Source organism: Clostridium ihumii AP5, from assembly GCF_000612845.1.
GTDB lineage: Bacteria > Bacillota > Clostridia > Clostridiales > Clostridiaceae > Clostridium_J > Clostridium_J ihumii.
The window spans coordinates 103,318-122,127 of sequence record NZ_CCAT010000083.1 but is presented as its reverse complement, the minus strand read 5'-3'; the positions used below and the strand labels follow the sequence as shown (position 1 = coordinate 122,127).

The following is an 18,810-nucleotide window of genomic DNA, read 5'->3' as shown; positions in this document are numbered from 1 at the left end:
CTTTTACCTCCTTACACTGAAACTTTATTTTCAAATAGGTATTTAGATAAATAAAAATTAGATATTATTGATATTGAAGGTACAATTATGAAGTATAATAATTTTTCACCTGCAAATAATGTAAGCATTTCAAAAGGTACATATGTATATAATGCAATATATATACAACCATAAATTATGCTTAATATTAATCCTTTTCCTTTTATAAATCTTTCTATAAAAACTGCAGTAAATATAATTAATATAACTGAAGTTAAAAATAATATAAGTTCTATAGGATTTAAAAATTCTCCAAATATAATAGATAAATTCCCTCTATTAACAACTTCTAAAAAATTTACGTTTAATACACCGTCTTTAGGTAAAATTGCATAAAAAACTTTATAATTTATAAATTCTGCTATAAATTGTGTTCCAATTAATACACAAAAGTAAATTACAACTGATACTAATTTTGAAAGTATTATTACCGATTTAGATACTGGTAACATAATTAGTGAATATATAGTTTTATTGCTACCAAACCACTCTCTATACCAACAAAATGCTGCATAACATAGTATTATAAATGAACCAATTAAAGGTGAACTTAGTGTTATACCATATCTTACATAATTTTGTGTTTCACCTGGTGCTATAAGCCTTCCATTAAAATTTAAATATAAGGCCTGCTCTAAAGTATTACCTTCTTTAATTAATTGTTTTATTTCTTCATTTATTGAAACTGAACTTGATATTCCTATAAACAATGTAAGTATCATAAGTCCAATAATTATAGTTAATAAAATTTTCTTTCCTCTATTAATTTCATTATTCAATAAATATGAAAATTTATTATTCTTTTGCACTCCTATATACCTCCCTCATCTTGTCTAATACAGATAATCCTTCATTTTCTCTCACTTCTTCTGCATTAAAGTCTAAAACTACTTTCCCATCTTCTAATAAAATAACTTCATCAACTATATTCTCAACTTCTTTTATCTCATGAGTAGTAATTAGTATAGCCATATCCTCATCCATATAATTTATCATTGATTCAATAAAATCTTCTCTTGTAAAAACATCTATTCCTGAAAATGGCTCATCTAATAATAGATATTTTGCGTTTTGTGAAAAACCTAAAATTATTTTTACTCTTGCTAAATTTCCTTTAGATAATTTAGCCATTTTTCTATCATCACTTAATTTAAACACGTTCAACATTTTATAAGCTTTATCCGTATCCCAATTTTCATAAAATACTTCCATATATTCAAAAGCATCTTTTATTGTCATATTAGGATATTGTGTGTCCACATCTGGAACCATTGCAATTTTATTGTATGTTTTATGTTTAAGCTTTTCACCATCAATAAATATATCACCAGAATCAAGTTTTACAAGTCCCATTATAGATTTTAATGTCGTTGATTTTCCCACTCCATTAATCCCAAGTAATGCTGTTATTTTTCCTTCTTGAACATTAAAACTTACTCCATCTAAAGCTTTAATTCGACCAAATTTTTTAAAGGCATTTTTTACTTCTATCACTTTAACTTCACCTCTTCAATTTATATATTTTCAAATAGAAATTTATTAATTTTTATCATAAATATATGATATATAAAATATCCTAATAGAATCCCTAAAACTCTCAATATTATATTATCTATACTAAAATTTTCACCATTTCCAAGGTAATATAACATATATTTAGTCCCTTCTATTACAAATGATATTATAAATCCACTAGTAATTATAATTTTAAAATCATTAAATTTTTTATACAGTATTGGTAAAAACATTCCTATAGGTAAAACAATTAACATATGTGATAATATAGTTTTTAAAAATGTTATAATATATACCTTGTTTTGTAAATCAAAAGTTTTAATTTTCTCTAAAGTATAGATAAACGGAATTATATTAATATCAGGTCTTGATAAATCATTTCTCAAATCTATTTTTAATGGAAAAATAAATAATGATATAAGTAGTAATATGTATATTACAAATAAAATCCATATAAATTCTCTATTATAGTCTATATATTCTTTTTTATTTTTCCTTTTAACATCTCTTATAAAAACTACTAACATTAATAATGGTAATCCAATAATAAATACAATACCTTGATTAAGTTCCAAAATTACACCTCCTCTATATAATTCTTGAAAATGAATGTATCATTACATTAATACACTCAAGACAAAAAAATATATGAACCTATTCTAATTATTTTTCTTTATGTATGTATTATATAGTTAATACACTAATAAATCAATATGTTATTTTAAAATTTTATATTAAATTTGCAAAAACAAACCTTAGACTACTTATTTAAATTCTTTTGCAATTAAAAAGAAGAGATTTCTCTCTTCTTTATTGTTCATTATTATTAATTAATAATGTTAGTATAACCATCATTATTACTATAGGTAATGCTCCTACTAGTACTAACTCAATGTTTTTTCTTTCAATTGCAAGTAGTATTGGTGTTCCTAAACTATACACCCCTACCATTGGCGCAAATATTAATATTTGTATATTTTCTCTAATAGATTTTACAACACTTTTAAATATTTTATTTTTATGTTCTTTTATATAAATATTTATTCCAATCTCAAAAGTATTCATATTCATAGATTTAGCTGTTCTTAATAAATTTATATTCATATTTTTTTTCATCTCGATAATCATTTTACTAAAAATAATTATACTAGATATTATCAATACTATAAATATAGATTTTCTACCCATTCCTACTAAAATGCCCAAAATTGCTAACATTATTATACTTGGTACATTGCTTAAAATATCTATAATTAATTTGTATATATAATAAAATTTAGCTAATATCTTAGTGTTTAAAATTATAAATATAAATATTGTAAATAAAATTCCTATTATCATAGTTATAATTGCCATTGATATATGACTTAGAAATAAATACTTAACACTATGAGATATATTCCAAAATGGTTGTTTTGAAAATAAATTTAAAACTACAACTGAAATTCCAAGAATTATTGATAATGTTAATATTAATATATATCTTTTTTTACTCATTTTGGTCACCTTTCAAATATGTTAATGCTTTAATTATATCCTTAACATTTAAAGCCCCTACAATTTTTCCATTTTCACCTATTATATCCAAATCATATACAGTTTTCTGAAACATATAACTAAGTGCATCCTTCAATGTTTTATTTTCAGAAATTTTTTCACTAAATTCCTTTCCGTACTTAGGTATCATATAATCTTCAATTTTCATACTTTCTAACATATTTAAATATAAGTCATTTGATAAACTTTCTGTAAAAATACTACTTTTGGGGTTAGACATAATACTCTCTGCCTTATCATAAACTTCTAATTTACCTTCATTTAAAATTATAATATAATTTCCTATTTTAACTGCCTCTTCTATATTATCTGTTGCAAATACTATTGTTCTCTTCAATGCTTTTTGAAATTTTATTAAATCCTCTTGAAGTTCCATTCTTGTATTTACTGTTACTTCCTTAAAAGGTTCATCTAAAATTACAATACTAGAATTATTTAAGAATGCTCTAATTAATGCTATCTTATAGTATTCAACTTCATTTAATTCATATACTTTTTTATTTATATACTCATAATAATTTAATTCTACTATTTCAAAATACTCTTGAACCCTACTTTCATAGTTTTCTTTATCCCATTTCAATTTTTTAGGTAATAAATATATATTCTTTTTTACACTCATATTAGAAAATAAATTACCGCCAGTTGTCATATAGCCACAATTGCTTTTTAAAATTTTTGAATCAAATTCTTTTATATTTATATTATTTATATAAACTTCACCTATATCTGGTTTATCCAAACCATTAATCATATTTAGCATTGTAGTCTTTCCACTTTTCCCTTTGCCTAATACTACTGTTATTTTTTCCGAATTAATTTCTATGTTTAAATTTTCCAAACTTACTACTCTATTATGTATCTTCGTTACTTCTTCAAAAAAAATCATTTTATCCCACCTTTATAAAAAGATTCTATATATAATTTATATTAAAATTATACACTCTATTAATTATAAGTTCTAAATCCACAATTAATCAATGGTAAAAAGAAGGATACCTACACTTATAAAGTAGATATCCTTCTTTTTTATTATAATATTTCTATGCTATAAATTTAGCTATTGTACAAATTATTATTAAATGTGCTGGATAAAATATATAGAATAGGTATTTTGTAAATTTATTATTTACTCCTCTTTTCCCATTATATAAAAGTATTGGTATTATAGAAAATATCATCATCCATTGTGGATCATTTATAAATAATTGTTCATATGCATTGCCTTGCATCACTATAGATATTGTTCCAGTTATTAACAACGAAAATAATATATACACAGTTGACATTGCTATTTTCTTTTCTCTAAAGAAATAAAATATTAAAGTCATTCCTACACCAAATAATGATGCTTCTGTAAAAGCACCTAAAAGTCCTGCTATTATAGCAATTGGGATACCTATTATATATTTTTTGCTATTCTTTGTGTATTCTATTATTGTTAATAATAATATTGATGTTCCAAGTGATAAAAATATGTTGTTATGAATATTAAATATTAAATCTACTCCTATCATTAATATACTAAATCCAAATAATCTTCCCATATATTTAGTTTTGCTTCTTGTATAGAAAAATCCTTCAACTATAAAATAGAAAAATATAGGCGAAGCTAATTTTCCAAACCAATGAAACCATACTGGCATACCAGGGATATTTGTTGCTACATGATCTAATACCATACATATTATTGCTAAAATTTTAAGTGTAAATACATCCATTTATAATCCTCCTAATAAAATATTTTTTCTTTCTACAAAAATATTTTATTATATATGTTAAAATGAACACATTTAATTTTCTTTCAATTAGCTTACAATGTTGTAATATACATTTATTATAATTCACTCAAAATTTTATCTATACTTTTGAATTTCCATAAAAAAAAGTATAGTATATTAAAAATCAATATACTTATTAATATAAATTGTATTTGTTTTGTTATATCTATAACATAAATTTTTTTAATTATATTCATAAATATATATGTATTAAATATTCCTATTATATATGGAATAAAGAATATTATTGTCATTTCTTTAGAAATAATCTGTTTTATTTCTTTATTAGTTATTCCAATACTTTTTAGATTTTTAAAGTTATATTGATTATTTATTTTTTCATTATAAAATCTAATATGTAACAGACTTAATGCCATAAAATATAGTAAAATGCAAACTAAAATTGAAAAATACATTACTATTTTTGCACTTAACATATTTTCTTCATACCTTGTTACTCTAGATATCATATAAAAATGTTTATCTTCATCATACTTATAATATTGCTGTCTAACATCTTCAATTATACTAGTTGCATCAGTCCAATCTTCTAAGTTATATGCTACATAATATATATAATCTAAATGTTTTTCAAATTTTTTATAAAATTCATCAGATACAACATATAAATTATTATTAAATAGACCATAAATTACATTCTCTACTTGTTGATTATTTACTATTAATTCTTCATCTAAAATATTTAAAATTTTTACTCTTACATAATCAGTAAAAAATACAGGCACAAAAAATGACTTATCTTCTTCTACTTCTACAGTTTTCCTATTGCTTAAAATAGCTAATTTATTATAATCACTATTACTTATTAATGAAATATCATCATACTTCTCTCCTGTTACTAAAATTTTGCATTTACTTTTGTCATATTTAAAATTGTTCATTTTTAATACACTTTCAAGTTCATTTTCAAAAGGTATACTCTGTTTTTTATTTTTGATAATTATATTATATGTAGATGGTATTTCCATTTCTAAGTTCCTTTTTATAGTAACAATGTTAACATAGTTTATAGATATTATAAAAAATGTAACTGTAAATAAAAATGTAACTAATACTATTATATTTGCCATATTTATAAAACTTTCTTTAACAGATGCAAACAATATAATATTATTAGCTTTTAATTTAATCCATTTCAAATTTGACAATACTTGTATAATGCATGGAATAATATATTTCAACAAAAATATATTTAAACTTATTAACACTAATGGCATAAAAATTAGTTTTGCATAATTCATAAATTTAGCATCTCTATATATTATCATTATGCTAAACATAATAATTGACATTACATTTAAAATTAAAAACAACACTTTGAATATTTTAGAAATTTTAATATTAGTACTTTTATTATTTTTTAAAAGTTCTATACAATTTTCTTCTAAAACTTTTTTACACTCATATATAGAAATTAAAAAAAATACAATTCCATATACAATTATAGACTCTATTATGCTACTTACAGGCAAGTAAAATTTTATATTGTCTATATTAGTTATAGAACTAAATATTATTAAAAATAATTTTAAAAATATAACTCCAAATATAATTCCTAAGATTAATGAAATACCTCCAATAATTAAATTTTCTATAATAAAAATTTTATAAAACTTAACTTTATCCACTCCTAATGCTAAAAATATTCCAAAGTTCTTTTTTTGCATTTTTACAAATAAATCAATTGAATATATTATAAAAAATATAGAAATTATAAAAACGCCAAGCTTTGTATACAAAATAGCAAGCTTTATATCTTCTCCATTATGTTGATTTATAACAGGATGATTTATAAGTGATGATGTTATAAAAAATATAAAAATAGCACTAGCACTACTTAATATATAATTTATATATGTTCTAAGATTTCTTAAGGTACTCTTTACAAGTATCTCTTCAAAATTCATAATCTCTACCTCCTAGAAAAGAAAGAACATCTAAGATTTCTTTGTAAAACAAGCCTTTATTATCACCTCTATAAACTTCATTATATATAACTCCATCTCTCAAAAATAAAACTCTATCAGCAAAACTAGCTACATATGGATCATGGGTAACCATAAATATAGTTGTGCCATTTTTTTTATTTATATTACTAAAAAGCTTCATTACATCTTGGCTACTTTTAAAATCTAAACTTCCCGTTGGTTCATCTGCAAATAAAATTTGGGGATTTATTATTAATGCTCTTGCTATAGCTACTCTCTGTTTTTCTCCTCCTGATACCTCAAATATTTTCTTTTTCAATAAATCTTCTATATTTAAATATTCTACTAACCATTTAAGTCTTCTATTTATTTCTTTAATATTTACTTTTTCTAATGTTAATGGAAGTATTATATTATCTTGTATATTTAAATAATCTAATAACTTAAAATCTTGAAAAACACATCCTAAATTTGACCGTCTATATATATTTAATTTTTCATCATTATATTTAACAATGTCTTCTTTTTCATTTAAAATTATACTTCCAACAGATGGTTTTATCATTCCACAGCAAATATTTAAAAGTGTACTTTTCCCACTGCCCGATGGTCCCATAACTGCAACAAACTCTTTATCCTCTAATCTGAAATTAATATTATTTAAAGCAATCTCACCTTTACTATAAATCTTATAAATTCCTTTTGTCTCAAGCAAATTCATTAAACCACCAACTTTCTATATAACTAATTTTACTCTTGTACCTACACCTTCTTCTGATTCTATATAAATCTCATGATTTAATTTTTCACAAACATCTTTTACTAAATGCAACCCCATACCTGTAGATTCTCCATATTCTCTACCATTACTACCTGTATAAAAAGGTTCAAATACTCTTTTTATGTCTCTTTTAGAAATTCCAATACCATCATCTATAATCTCAATAACTACTTTTTCATTTTCCTTTTTAGCCATAATCTCTACATATTTTCCCTTTCCCACTGAATATTTTATACTATTTATTAAAATTTGTTCTAATATAAATTCTATCCATTTTTTATCACTATTAATTATAATATTATCTTCAATTTGAACTTTAGGAAAAATTTTATTCTTTATAAAATAACTTTTTAAAGAATTCACTGATTCCTTAATAACACCTTGCAGTTCAAATTTTTTTAATGAAAAGTCATTCCTAAAATCTTCCAATCTAGCATTATATAATGCAAGTTTTAATCCTCTTTCTAATTTATCAACTTCACTTTTAATATCATCAACAAATTCTTCATCTTCATATTCTTGCATATATAATTTAATTACTGAAAGTGGAGTTTTCATATGATGTACCCATTGATTCATAAAATCTAATTGCTCTTTTTGATTTTTTATTTGATTATTTACTTCTCCTTGATAGAATCCGTACATATCATTAGTTAATCTATTTAATTCATTTCCTAAATATGAATTACCAAATTCATTTACTATTTCTTCAAAATTATTATACTTATTAGATAATCCATTATATAACTTTCTATTTTTATAATATCTATATAACATGTATACTGTTAAAACAAATAAATTTAAAAATACAAAGTAAATGCAATTACCTATTGTATTAAACCCTTGAAATATAAGCATTGATGAGAAAACTAATACAAAACTAAAAATATATATTAATATAAATCCTAAATTATCTTTTATAAAAAGTTTCATTTTCTACCTCCAACTTATATTAATTCTATATCCAGCACCTCTTACTGTTTCAATTGCATTTTCTATACCTAATTCTAAAAACCTTTTTCTTACTCTTGTTATATTTACATTTAAAGTATTATCATCTACAAAAAACTGATCATCCCAAAGTTTTTCCAAAAGATTATCTCTTGTAGCAACTTTGGGATATTTACTCATAAGACAATCTATAAGTTCACTTTCTTTTTTACTTAAAATTATTTTTTTATCATTCATTTCTAGTTCTAATCTTTCTGGATATAATATAAGTCCTTCTAAATTAACAACTCGCTCATTTGTGTTTGTTGCATATTCACCATAAACTCTTCGTAAATTACTTTTTATCTTAGCCCTTACAATTTCATAATTAAATGGTTTTATAATATAATCATCTGCTCCACTTTCTATTGCCATTATTTGATTCATTTCACTATCTCTTGCAGATATAAATATTATAGGGCAAAGTGACTTTTGTCTTATTTTTGTACACCAATAATATCCATCAAACTTAGGTAAATTAACATCCATTAAAACTAAACTTGGATTTTCTTCATTAAACTTCACCATAATATCTTCAAAATCTTCTATTTTACAAACATCATATCCATATCTTTCTATATAATCACCTAACAACTTAGATATGTTCATATCATCTTCTACTATCATTATTTTATAACTCATCTGTGTCACTCCTTTTAAAATCTATTATAGGGTTCCAAGTTCAAATTTAAAATAACATCTTTCTCAATTGAAAATCTTTTTTCTTTCATCAAGAAACAGGAATTATTTAAATTAGTATTTCTTTAAAAATTGATTTAGAAACTCTTATTAATCTATTTTTTATTTTCAAGACCTGAACCCAAGGACAGGTTCAGCGACTGCCTAGACAGGACGTAGTGTGAACTAAATTTAGAAATATGTAATTGAAAATTCAATGTATATTTTTTATAAATCAAGGAAGTAATTCTCATCAATAATGGCATTTTATTAATGTGAATTGCTGACGAAGAGTTATGAAAAATAGACTAGAATTTAATTACATAGGTCTTAATTTAGTTCACTTATAGCCGTTTAGTCTTGAAAATAAAATGATAAATTTATTAGAGTTTCTTTGAAATTTTTATGAACAACGTTTTAAATAATTACTGTTTCCTTTCCTACTACCATTCTCATTTAATATTTGAATAATTTCATTTTTTAGCTTAGAATCCTATATAGTATTACAACTTTGCTTTTCAATTTATACCTTTATTAATTTATATCCTTAGTTTATCATCTATAACCCTATATACTCTTTGTCGAAAAAATAAGCAAGGTGTTTACCCTGCTTATAAATATTTTTAAATATATTTTAATTGTTTACTATATTGTAATAATTTTTTGCTGTTAGCATGTAATATCCTAAATAAATTAGTATATATGGAGTTAATACTTTTATTAAAATTAATATTATATTTTGGTTAAAAGCATTGGATATCAATGATATAGCTATAGTACTATGAAACACACCTATAAATAATGGTGCTAAAAATACATTCAACATTTCTTTGTATATTGAAATTTTTATATCTTTATCATCCACACCTATTTTTCTTAAAGTTTTATATCTATTAACTTCTTCTGTTGCTTCTGAAATTTGTTTGAAAAATATTATACTTCCTGTTGCAGCTAAAAATACTATTCCTATAAAAACACCTATAAATAACATTCCGCCAATAGATGCTGATTGCTCTTTTAAATTTTTATAATAAGATGAATATGACAGCATTTTATTACTATTTTTGTCTTTTAACAAACTTTTATCTACCATATTTTCAATTTTATCATCAGTTACTTTTAAATCATTATTACTTTTAATTTGATATAAATTTAAATTATATATTTCTCCTGCACTTTTAATTTTATTATAATCATCATCATTTACAACCATAGTTTCAATAGACATATGTTCATTTAATAAATTTTCCTTATAGTATTCCTTTATGGAAAGCTTTATATCACTATCTTTTATGTCTACTGTAGAAAACTTATATTCTCTCTTACTTCCTTCTCCATATTCGTAAAAATAAGCACATTCCCCACTATTTAATTTTTCCATAGTATACTTATTTTTTCTTAATTTATTGATACTATAAAAATAACTTTGTGGAATCATCTTAACAAAATTCTTTCCTCCATTTATGCTTACTTCTAAATCAGTTATTTCTCCATTAGTATTTCCTATTACTTCTATATTATTTTCTTCACTTAAAGTATTTAGTATACCTTCATTTAAACTTTTATCTTTTGTAGATACAACATATGAATATGGATATACTTCATCAAAATCACCAATGAATTTATTATGATAACTTATAGTAATACCCATTGCTGTTATAGTTGTTGCACTTAAAACTGATATTAATGCTAAACTTTTAGCATTTCCTTTTATTCTATATAATAATTTAGACGTTATTATCATATTAAGTCCTTTATAATGCTTCTTTTCATTTTTCCTTTTTATTTTAGTTAAATAAATTAAGAAAGATGAAAAAAACAAAAATGTTCCACTTACAACTAACATTAAAGTTAGTACTATTGATATTTGCAAACTTGGTGATTTCATAGCTCCCAAATAGACTAAATATCCAGAAATTATTAATACTAGAGATAATATTGATTTAAAGTATGATGCTTTAGGTTCAATTTCTCTTTTATTTTCAGCTTTAAATAAATCTATAAGTTCAAATTTATAAATTGTAGATCCACTTATAAAAGATACTATAATAAATATAGCAACAAATGATATTACAGTTTTCATTATTGCTTTTATAGTTATAACTTGTCCTAATTCCACATTTAAATTTATTATCTTTATTAATAATAAAGTAGAAATTCTAGATAATACACTTCCTAAAATTATTCCTACAACAAGTGCAATAATTCCTATAAAAAATGTTTCTAAAAATAGAATTTTTCCTATTTTTTTATTTTCTATACCTAAGATGGCATATAATCCAATTTCTTTTTTCCTTTTCTTTAAGAAAAAATCATTTGAGTACCATATAAACAAACCTGAAAAGAACAGTAAAACCATTGATGCTGCATTAAACCCCACACTAAGTTTAGCACTTCCTTCTAATGCTAAATTTACAGATTCATTGTATTCTAAAGACTTAAATATAAAAAATATTGTTACTGAAATTATTATTGACATTAAGTATATAATATAATTTTTTATATTTCCTTTTACATTTTGCTTAGCTATATTAATTATCGTCATAGGAATCACCACCTATATATGCTAAGGTATCTAATATTTCTTTGTAGAAAGCCTTTCTGCCCGAATTTCTATTTAATTCTTTATATAACATTCCATCTTTAATAAATACAACCCTTTTACAATAACTTGCAGCATTTGCATCATGGGTAACCATCATAATTGTTGCATTATTTTCATCATTAAGTTTTTCAAATCTTTCTAAAAGATCTTTGGATGATTTAGAGTCTAATGCCCCTGTTGGCTCATCTGCAAGAATTATAGATGGATTATTAACTATAGCTCTTGCAGCTGCTGTACGTTGTTTTTGTCCTCCTGATACTTCATAAGGATACTTATCTAAAAGTTCTTTTATTCCCAATATATCACAAACATTCTCTACTGATTTTTTTATGTCTTTTGAATTCACCTCACTTATAGATAATGGCAATGCTATATTTTCTCTTATAGTTAACGTATCTAACAAATTAAAATCTTGAAAAACAAATCCCAAATTTTCTCTTCTAAATTTAGCTAATTTTTTATTATCTAATTTTGATATATCTTTCTCATTTATCAAAACTTCTCCACTAGATGGCTTATCTATTGTTGATACAATATTTAAAAGTGTACTTTTTCCTGCTCCTGACGGTCCCATAATTGCTATAAACTCACTTTCATATACATTTAAATTAATATTTTTTAACGCTGAATACTGTATGCCTTTATTTCTATATACTTTTGATACACTTTTTATTTCTAATACTTTATTCATGAAATAACCTCCAACTTATTCTTTGCTTATTTGAATTTTTCATCAACAATAATGCATTTAACTAGTTCTATTATTTAAGACTTGGATATAAGAATTTATATATTTTTTCTCGTTTTTCTATTTTCTCTCCATAATATTGACTTGCATAAACTTTATCAGCTTCTTCTACTTCTCCATTTCTTTCTATCCATTTTGCCATCATTTCTTTGTAATTTTTTTCATTAAATATTTTGGATATATAAAATGTACCTATATTAATGTTGTTATCTGCAAGTGCAACCTCTTCTTTATTATCAATTTTTATATTTGCCTCATTCGCAATTCTTATTCCACTTTCATCATTTATATTCATAAGCCCTGATGGTTTACCTTCTTTATAAGGTGTTTCTTTGAAATTTGTTTCAAAATGTATTGTAGCTGCAACTAAAGCAGGCTCTACATTATACTTTTCTGCATATTTCTTTATTTCTATTTTATGATTCAATGGATATAATCCTTGTCTTACAAATAATATTCCACTAACCCCAACTATACCAACAGTTACTAATGCTATAATTAATTTTTTCATAATTTTATTCCTCCATTAATTTTCTATTTATTAATTTGTTTTTGTAATTTCTATGTTTTTATTTTAATAAATAATTTTAAACTTCAATATCGATTTTTATTTCATAAACATTACATGCTTGTAAGAAAAAAAGAACACAGTCTGAATACTGTGTTCTTTTCTTGATACTTATATTTTTACTCACAATTTAATTTTTAGTATAATAAGCTACACCTACACTTTTAGGTCCAACATGTAATCCTATTATAGGTCCTATAGATTGTATAGTTACATCTACGTTAAGCTCTTCTCTTAATCTATTAGCAAGCTCTAATCCTTCTTCTTCACAATTAATATGATGAACTATAACTTCTCCAATCCCATTTTCCTTTATATCACATACAACTGTTTCTATAATTTTTTCAACAGCTTTTTTCTTAGTTCTAACTTTATTAAATACAGTAGTTTTTCCATCAACAACTGTAAGTATAGGTCTTATTTGAAGAATTGCACCAAACAATGCAGCTGCACCACCAATTCTTCCACCTTTTTTTAGATATTCTAATGTATCTGGTACAAATAGAAATCTACTTTTATTTATAACATCTTTAACACCATTTACTACATCACATATATCTTTACCTTCATTAGCAATCCTTGCACCTACCATGGCAGCAAACCCCATCTGCATACAGTTAGAACGAGAATCTATAAGTTCTATTTTACAGTTTGGATATTTCTCTAATATCATATCTTTAACTAAATTTGATGTTGAATATGTACCACTCATATCAGATGATATAAATAATCCTACAATATCATCTCCTTGTTCAGCGATTTTCTCGTAAGCATTATAAAACTCATCTATACTTGGTTGTGATGATGTTGGGATTTCATTCGCCTTTGACATTTCTTCATAAAAAAATTCATTTTCAAGCTCAACTTCTCTATAACTCTTTTCATTTAATAATACATTTAAAGATACTATAGATATATCATATTCTTCTATGAATTTATTTGGTATATAACTAGTACTATCCGTTATTATTTTTACGCCCACAGTCTTTACCTCCACTAAAAATTAAGTATATACTTAAAAATTACTTATTTATTGCATAGAAAAAACAATCTAACTTTTCACATTATTTCTATATATATTATTAAGTATTATAACAGTTTTAAATAATTATTAAAACAGGTATCTAATTAAATACTTAATTAGATACCTGCTATTCTATATAGTTTATATAAATTATGTCTTAATTCATATGTATAAAATGTGTTAACATTTAAAAATGTTTTCCATTTTCATAATATCTTTCTTCTTTTAAATTATTAAAAATAACATCCACACATTCTTTGTTTTCATCTTTAAAATATTTAGTTATAGCTAATGCTACTTTATCTTGAACTTCCTGTCCTCTGTCAAACCATGATACTTCAATTATAGTAGGTGGCATTACAATTTTTCCATCCATTATGTATTTTGAATTTGTAAATTCTATAGAAAAATAATCTCTTGGGCACTCTATTATATTTTCAAGTTCATTTATTAATTCTTCACTTACTTCTAATACTTTTTTCTCTTCTACACCAGTAACTTTTAATATAGGCATAAAAACACCCTTTCCATATTTTTTTGAATGATACTAATTATAACAAATTTTTCTCACAAAAAATATATTTATTTTTCAATACTTAAATCTACATTTCACATTGTTCTATTTCTATAGTATATTTTTTACAATAAGGACAATATATAATACTTACTATATAACTATTGTCTATTTTTCTATCTCTTAATAGTTTCATAAAAGAAGTATTTTTATATTCTTCTGAAATACTACTAATTACATAATTCTCTTCTTTTGTGAATATGTAAAAATGATATTCTAGAAATTTAAAAAACTTTAGTTTTTCTTTTTTTCCTTCCAAGCAAACTTCACAAGGATCACTATAATATTCTTTATCAAAAAAAACTTCGTCACAATTATTTAAAAGTTCTAAAACATTATCAATATTAAAGTCGTTAACTTCCTTTTCTTCATCATTTAATATGTACTCACAATTCTCTTTTAAAATAGCATATTCTTCATCTTCATATTTAAATTTATATTCCATTATAAAATTCCTTTCATATTTAACTTTAATTTTTATTTTCTTTCAAATGCCTTAATTAAATTGAGTATAACATAATTTTAAATATACTCCATAATTATTAATCACATTTGAAAGAAAGTAATATAAATTCTTTATAAAATTTTTTCATAGCAATAAAAATATTCTTTTACTCCATGTATAAAAATTTCCCCTACCTTTTTATAACCACAATTAACAATAAAATTTTGTGCATTCATATTTAAACTATATATATTTACTCTTATACTTTTTACACCCTTTTCTTTTGCAAGTTCATCAGTAAATTTCATTAGCATAGTACCAACACCATTTCGTCTAATTCTTCTATCTACTAAAATCCTATGAATAACCAAAAAATTATCTTTGCAGCTCCAATTAATAGATTCGTATCCTTCTACTTCTTTATTATTTACACATATAAATCCAACTATTCTCCTTTCTATTTCTTGAACAAATAAAGCTTTTTCTTTTATATCTAAGGCAATGTTATCTCCACTAGAATATTTTATATCCCAACATACAGGTCCTTGTTTTTCTATTAATAACTTACTTTCGTGAACTATCTGCTCAACATTATCTATATCGTTTTTTAATGCCAACCTTATCATCCTTATTCATATCCCCTTACACTATTATTAAACCGTATTTTTAAAATTTCTATATCTTAAGTAAAATATATCCATATTGTAATATACATTAAATATTGTATTGTTACAATATTTAATGTATATTATTAATATTTATTTCAAAGTTAATATTCTTTGTAATAATTACATAAACACTACTTAGATTATTATTTAAATTTTGTAATTATTCTCCATATAATATATTCGAATAATTTGAAAATTTCAATAGTGTAATTCAAAAAATATTTTAAAATAAATTCATAAGCTCATCTAATTCAATTCCTGCAAAATATTCATTTATTTTTATTCCATTTAATGCTTCCTTTATATTATTTTTCCTATGTGGTTTATTCTCTAAGATTTTTTCTATATTACTTATATCTTTAACACCAAAAAAGTCACCATGAATTTTTACATTTTTCATTATTCCATCTTCTACTTTAATACTTAATTCTATAGTGCCGCTTTTGAATTTACACTCGTTATAAAAATTATAATTAGGTGATTTTCCAAAATTCCAATCCCAAGTTTTATATTTTTTATTTTTTATTTTTTCTATTTCTTCTATTTCCTTTACTGTAAAATTAGTTATCACTGCACTATTCTCATTTTCTGTTATATAGTTAAATATTTCTTTTTTTAAATCTAATACAGATATCTTTTTTTCTAAATATTCACTTATATTTGTAACTCTACTTGTAACAGATTTAACTGCTTTTCCTTCAAATTTTGTTTTTTTAGGCTTTAATGCTCCACTTAGATTTGAAATATCTGCTGAAAAAAGTAATGTTCCATGATGCATAACTCTATTCTTATATTTACATTGAGCTGTTCCGGAAAACTTCTTTCCATCTATAGTTAAATCATTTCTACCAGAAAATTCCGCTTTAATACCAAGATTTTTCAACGCACCTATTATTGGTATACTAAACTTTTCAAAATCATTGAAACTTTTCCCGTCATTAACTATAAAAGTATAATTAAGATTTCCCAAATCATGAAATACAGCACCACCACCAGTTTGACGCCTTACAACTTTAACATTATTCTTTTCAATAAAATCTAAATCTATTTCTGATAAAGTATTTTGATTTTTTCCAACTACAACACAAGGCTCATTTCTCCAAAGTATAAAGTACTCCTCTTCAGTGTTTTTTAAGAAGTACTCCTCTGATGCCAAATTAAAATATGGTTCAGTACTCAAGTTATCAATATATCTCATTTTTTAATCCCCCATTTGTAAGATTTCAATGTTACAATAATAATTTTATCTTATGGTTCTAATCCAATTTTCTCCTTCTAACTCTACTCTTTGATAATTCTAATTTTATATAGGGTTCCAAGTTCAAATTTAAAGTAATGTCTTTCTCAAATTGTATTATTAAGCTTACAGTTTATTTCTATTTTTATATTTGGAACCAAGTAAGAGTTAAGAGTGAAAAGTGAAATCAGTTTTATCATTCTTTGTTAATTGTTAACATTTGAATAATTTCATTTTTAAGCTTAAAACCCTATATATAGAAATTATTTAGTTATACTGTGTATAGCTTCCTTATTTAATCCCATTATTGCTTCATGGAAAGCTTCTCCAAGTGTTGGGTGTGCATGCACAACTTCTTTAAAATCATCTACAGTCATTCCTTTTTCTATGGCAACTACTCCTTCATGAATTAGATCTGAAGCATGTGGTCCCATTATATGAATACCTAATAATTTATGATTTTCACTATTACATATTGCTTTAACAAATCCTTCACCTTCACCTAATGCTAAAGCTTTTCCATTAGCTCCAAATAAAAATTTGTTTTTTACATATGGTATATTATTTTCTTTTATCACTTCTTCTGTCATACCCACAGTTGCTATTTCTGGAAATGTAAATATACATCCTGGAATTATTGATTCATGACATTGTTTATTTTTACAAATATATTCAACTGCCTCTACACCTTGATGTGATGCAGCATGTGCTAACAATGATATTCCATTTACATCTCCAATAGCATATATTCCTTCTACATTTGTTTTATAGTTTTTATCAACTTTTATTCTTTTTCTATCATGCTCTATGCCTATTTTTTCTAAATTCATGCCATCAAAATTCCCATATCTTCCTTTTGCTATTAAAACTTCATTTGCTTTAAAATCTACATCTCCTTTTTTATCTTCACACTTAATAATAACTTCATTTCCAGCATCAATAAATTCATTAATTCTAGTAGATGTTTTTATACTTATTCCAGATTTTTTTGCCATAGCTGTATATCGTTTAGTTAACTCTCTATCTACATCATATAATATTGAATCTCTTGCAACTATAACTGTAACATTACTTCCCATAGCATTAAATATACTTGCAAATTCCATACCTATAACTCCACCACCAACAACTACAAGTTCCTTAGGTATGCTTTTAAATTCCAAAATTTCATCACTAGTTATAATTTTTTCATTTTCTATCCCCTTAATATTAGGCATTTCTGGCTTTGATCCTGTTGCAATAATTATGTTCTTTCCTTCCAAAATTACTTCTCCATCTTTTGTTTCAACCTTAACTGTATTTTTATCTTGTAAAAAAGCTTTTCCTTTTACAATTTCAACTTTATTTCCTTTTAATAATTGTTCTACACCACCAACTAATGTATTTACCACATTTGCTTTTCTTTCCTGTACTTTTTCTACATTTAATTTGTAATCATTTACCTCTATACCAAAATCATCAATATGTTTAAGTGTTTTCATTATTTCTGCACTTCTATATAATGTTTTAGTTGGGATACATCCTCTATTTAAGCATGTCCCACCAAAACTATCCATCTCTACTACAGCAACATCCATACCCAATTGTGCACCTCTTATAGCTGCAACATAACCTCCTGGTCCTCCCCCAATTACAATTATATCTTTCATAT

General features: G+C 23.9%; 19 protein-coding genes. All 19 read right to left on the bottom strand.

Annotation, left to right across the window (positions count from 1 at the left end; translation table 11 throughout):
- Positions 1-11: 11 nt before the first annotated feature.
- A complete protein-coding gene (locus tag BN346_RS16340; RefSeq protein ID WP_040330039.1) occupies positions 12-848 on the bottom strand; it encodes a hypothetical protein in 837 nt (278 codons plus the stop codon).
- On the bottom strand, positions 835-1,533 hold the full coding sequence (locus BN346_RS16335) for an ABC transporter ATP-binding protein (RefSeq protein ID WP_040330038.1): 699 nt from the start codon (positions 1,531-1,533) through the stop codon (positions 835-837). The genes BN346_RS16340 and BN346_RS16335 overlap by 14 nt, the downstream gene beginning before the upstream one ends.
- A gap of 20 nt (positions 1,534-1,553) precedes the next feature.
- Complete coding sequence (locus BN346_RS16330) at positions 1,554-2,129, bottom strand: VanZ family protein (protein WP_040330036.1); 576 nt, start codon at positions 2,127-2,129, stop codon at positions 1,554-1,556.
- Between the two features lie 235 nt (positions 2,130-2,364).
- The gene (locus BN346_RS16325) at positions 2,365-3,051 is read right to left on the bottom strand and encodes an ABC transporter permease subunit (RefSeq protein ID WP_040330035.1); all 687 of its coding nucleotides are present in this window, start codon (positions 3,049-3,051) and stop codon (positions 2,365-2,367) included.
- Positions 3,044-4,000, bottom strand: a complete 957-nt coding sequence (locus BN346_RS16320; protein WP_040330034.1) for an ATP-binding cassette domain-containing protein — start codon at positions 3,998-4,000, stop codon at positions 3,044-3,046. The genes BN346_RS16325 and BN346_RS16320 overlap by 8 nt, the downstream gene beginning before the upstream one ends.
- A gap of 154 nt (positions 4,001-4,154) precedes the next feature.
- Positions 4,155-4,832: a TraX family protein gene (locus BN346_RS16315; protein ID WP_040330033.1), complete on the bottom strand. Its 678-nt coding sequence runs from the start codon at positions 4,830-4,832 to the stop codon at positions 4,155-4,157.
- A gap of 116 nt (positions 4,833-4,948) precedes the next feature.
- A complete protein-coding gene (locus BN346_RS16310) occupies positions 4,949-6,820 on the bottom strand; it encodes an FtsX-like permease family protein (protein ID WP_040330032.1) in 1,872 nt (623 codons plus the stop codon).
- Positions 6,810-7,562 carry an ABC transporter ATP-binding protein gene (locus tag BN346_RS16305; RefSeq protein ID WP_040330031.1) on the bottom strand — a complete coding sequence of 251 codons (753 nt, stop codon included), beginning with the start codon at positions 7,560-7,562 and terminating at the stop codon, positions 6,810-6,812. Before BN346_RS16305 ends, BN346_RS16310 begins: the two co-directional genes overlap by 11 nt.
- 15 nt (positions 7,563-7,577) lie before the next feature.
- Complete coding sequence (locus tag BN346_RS16300; RefSeq protein ID WP_040330030.1) at positions 7,578-8,555, bottom strand: sensor histidine kinase; 978 nt, start codon at positions 8,553-8,555, stop codon at positions 7,578-7,580.
- 3 nt (positions 8,556-8,558) lie between these two features.
- Complete coding sequence (locus BN346_RS16295) at positions 8,559-9,254, bottom strand: response regulator transcription factor (protein WP_040330029.1); 696 nt, start codon at positions 9,252-9,254, stop codon at positions 8,559-8,561.
- Positions 9,255-9,924: 670 nt separating this feature from the next.
- Complete coding sequence (locus tag BN346_RS16290) at positions 9,925-11,835, bottom strand: FtsX-like permease family protein (protein ID WP_040330027.1); 1,911 nt, start codon at positions 11,833-11,835, stop codon at positions 9,925-9,927.
- Entirely contained in the window at positions 11,822-12,586 is a 765-nt protein-coding gene (locus tag BN346_RS16285) for an ABC transporter ATP-binding protein (RefSeq protein ID WP_040330026.1), read from the bottom strand. Before BN346_RS16285 ends, BN346_RS16290 begins: the two co-directional genes overlap by 14 nt.
- Before the next feature lie 70 nt (positions 12,587-12,656).
- A complete protein-coding gene (locus tag BN346_RS16280; RefSeq protein ID WP_040330025.1) occupies positions 12,657-13,154 on the bottom strand; it encodes a transglycosylase SLT domain-containing protein in 498 nt (165 codons plus the stop codon).
- Positions 13,155-13,341: 187 nt separating this feature from the next.
- Complete coding sequence (locus BN346_RS16275; RefSeq protein ID WP_040330023.1) at positions 13,342-14,193, bottom strand: DegV family protein; 852 nt, start codon at positions 14,191-14,193, stop codon at positions 13,342-13,344.
- A 229-nt stretch (positions 14,194-14,422) separates the two neighbouring features.
- A complete protein-coding gene (locus tag BN346_RS16270; RefSeq protein ID WP_040330022.1) occupies positions 14,423-14,749 on the bottom strand; it encodes a DUF1904 family protein in 327 nt (108 codons plus the stop codon).
- Between the two features lie 88 nt (positions 14,750-14,837).
- Positions 14,838-15,191, bottom strand: coding sequence for a DUF3785 family protein (locus BN346_RS16265; RefSeq protein WP_423219659.1), 354 nt, complete (start codon positions 15,189-15,191; stop codon positions 14,838-14,840).
- A gap of 194 nt (positions 15,192-15,385) precedes the next feature.
- Positions 15,386-15,880 carry a GNAT family N-acetyltransferase gene (locus BN346_RS16260; RefSeq protein WP_051540464.1) on the bottom strand — a complete coding sequence of 165 codons (495 nt, stop codon included), beginning with the start codon at positions 15,878-15,880 and terminating at the stop codon, positions 15,386-15,388.
- Between the two features lie 265 nt (positions 15,881-16,145).
- A complete protein-coding gene (gene lplA / locus BN346_RS16255) occupies positions 16,146-17,120 on the bottom strand; it encodes a lipoate--protein ligase (RefSeq protein ID WP_040330020.1) in 975 nt (324 codons plus the stop codon).
- A 302-nt stretch (positions 17,121-17,422) separates the two neighbouring features.
- Positions 17,423-18,808 (bottom strand): dihydrolipoyl dehydrogenase, encoded by a 1,386-nt coding sequence (gene lpdA, locus BN346_RS16250; protein ID WP_040330019.1) that lies wholly within the window; start codon positions 18,806-18,808, stop codon positions 17,423-17,425.
- Positions 18,809-18,810: the final 2 nt, after the last annotated feature.

Excerpts from the sequence above, each read along its gene's own strand:
- BN346_RS16325 (WP_040330035.1), bottom strand. The coding sequence starts at position 3,051 with ATGAGTAAAAAAAGATATATATTAATATTAACATTATCAATAATTCTT.
- BN346_RS16320 (WP_040330034.1), bottom strand. The coding sequence starts at position 4,000 with ATGATTTTTTTTGAAGAAGTAACGAAGATACATAATAGAGTAGTAAGT.
- BN346_RS16315 (WP_040330033.1), bottom strand. The coding sequence starts at position 4,832 with ATGGATGTATTTACACTTAAAATTTTAGCAATAATATGTATGGTATTA.
- BN346_RS16310 (WP_040330032.1), bottom strand. The coding sequence starts at position 6,820 with ATGAATTTTGAAGAGATACTTGTAAAGAGTACCTTAAGAAATCTTAGA.
- BN346_RS16305 (WP_040330031.1), bottom strand. The coding sequence starts at position 7,562 with ATGAATTTGCTTGAGACAAAAGGAATTTATAAGATTTATAGTAAAGGT.
- BN346_RS16300 (WP_040330030.1), bottom strand. The coding sequence starts at position 8,555 with ATGAAACTTTTTATAAAAGATAATTTAGGATTTATATTAATATATATT.
- BN346_RS16295 (WP_040330029.1), bottom strand. The coding sequence starts at position 9,254 with ATGAGTTATAAAATAATGATAGTAGAAGATGATATGAACATATCTAAG.
- BN346_RS16290 (WP_040330027.1), bottom strand. The coding sequence starts at position 11,835 with ATGACGATAATTAATATAGCTAAGCAAAATGTAAAAGGAAATATAAAA.
- BN346_RS16285 (WP_040330026.1), bottom strand. The coding sequence starts at position 12,586 with ATGAATAAAGTATTAGAAATAAAAAGTGTATCAAAAGTATATAGAAAT.
- BN346_RS16280 (WP_040330025.1), bottom strand. The coding sequence starts at position 13,154 with ATGAAAAAATTAATTATAGCATTAGTAACTGTTGGTATAGTTGGGGTT.
- BN346_RS16270 (WP_040330022.1), bottom strand. The coding sequence starts at position 14,749 with ATGCCTATATTAAAAGTTACTGGTGTAGAAGAGAAAAAAGTATTAGAA.
- BN346_RS16260 (WP_051540464.1), bottom strand. The coding sequence starts at position 15,880 with ATGATAAGGTTGGCATTAAAAAACGATATAGATAATGTTGAGCAGATA.
- lplA (WP_040330020.1), bottom strand. The coding sequence starts at position 17,120 with ATGAGATATATTGATAACTTGAGTACTGAACCATATTTTAATTTGGCA.
- lpdA (WP_040330019.1), bottom strand. The coding sequence starts at position 18,808 with ATGAAAGATATAATTGTAATTGGGGGAGGACCAGGAGGTTATGTTGCA.